This is a genomic window from Shuttleworthella sp. MSX8B (assembly GCF_000524295.1).
Taxonomy (GTDB): Bacteria; Bacillota; Clostridia; order Lachnospirales; family Lachnospiraceae; genus Shuttleworthia; species Shuttleworthia satelles.
The window spans coordinates 1-986 of record NZ_JAQT01000035.1 but is presented as its reverse complement, the minus strand read 5'-3'; the positions used below and the strand labels follow the sequence as shown (position 1 = coordinate 986).

Annotated in this window: 1 protein-coding gene and 1 pseudogene; both read left to right on the top strand. The window is 48.5% G+C overall.

Annotation, left to right across the window (positions count from 1 at the left end; translation table 11 throughout):
* Positions 1–736: carbohydrate ABC transporter permease (locus HMPREF1508_RS09175; RefSeq protein WP_044961381.1), on the top strand; the 736-nt coding region annotated here is incomplete at its 5' end.
* Positions 729–986: pseudogene (locus HMPREF1508_RS09170) on the top strand (carbohydrate ABC transporter permease); the annotation flags it as partial. The gene HMPREF1508_RS09175 and the pseudogene HMPREF1508_RS09170, both read left to right, overlap by 8 nt.

The following is a 986-nucleotide window of genomic DNA, read 5'->3' as shown; positions in this document are numbered from 1 at the left end:
GAATCCGCTGACCGTCAATTACAGCAGGATGTTCCAGGACAAGATCTTCATGACAGCGATGGGAAACACCTTCCTCTACCTGATCATCCAGGTCCCCATTATGCTTATCCTGGCCATGCTGCTGGCCCAGCTGCTGAACAACAAGAATCTGAAATTCAGGGGTCTCTTTCGAACCTTGATCTTTCTTCCCTGTGCAACATCTCTGGTATCTTATGCACTGATCTTTCGCGCTCTTTTCGCGACTCAGGGTCTGGTCAATAGTGTCCTGATGAATCTGCATCTGATCAGCGCCAATATCAACTGGCTGGGAACGCCCAAAACGGCTAAGGCAGTGATTATTTTGGCTTTGATCTGGAGATGGACCGGTTACAATATGGTCTTCTATCTGGCCGGCCTTCAGAACATCGACTACTCGGTTTACGAAGCGGCCAAGATTGACGGGGCTTCGAACTGGAAGACTTTCTGGCATATTACGGTACCTCTTTTGAAACCGACAATTATTATGACAAGCATTATGTCCATCAATGGTACCCTGCAGCTCTTTGATGAGTCCATGAATCTGACCATGGGCGGCCCAGCTAACGCGACGATCACCATGTCTCACTATATCTACAACAACTCCTTTGGACAGGGCGTTTCTAACTTTGGCTATGCATCTGCCATGTCTTTTTTGGTGTTCGTTCTGGTGGCAATCCTGTCTTTGATTAATATGAAAGTAGGTGATTCCCGTGACTAAGAGATATGCTTCCGCGACGCAGCGGCGACTGATTCCCACATATATTTTCCTGATCCTCTGGTCGCTTTTTTCAGTCTTTCCCATCTTCTGGATGGTCACAGCGGCCACCAATACAAGCTTAGATGTGGCGAAGGGCAAACTCTGGTTCGGAAATCAGGCCCTGATCAATTTCCATCATTTGCTTGCCAGAGCGGATCTCTTCGGCGGTCTGGGCAATTCCTTTCTCTACGCCGTGGTACAGACCCTCCTG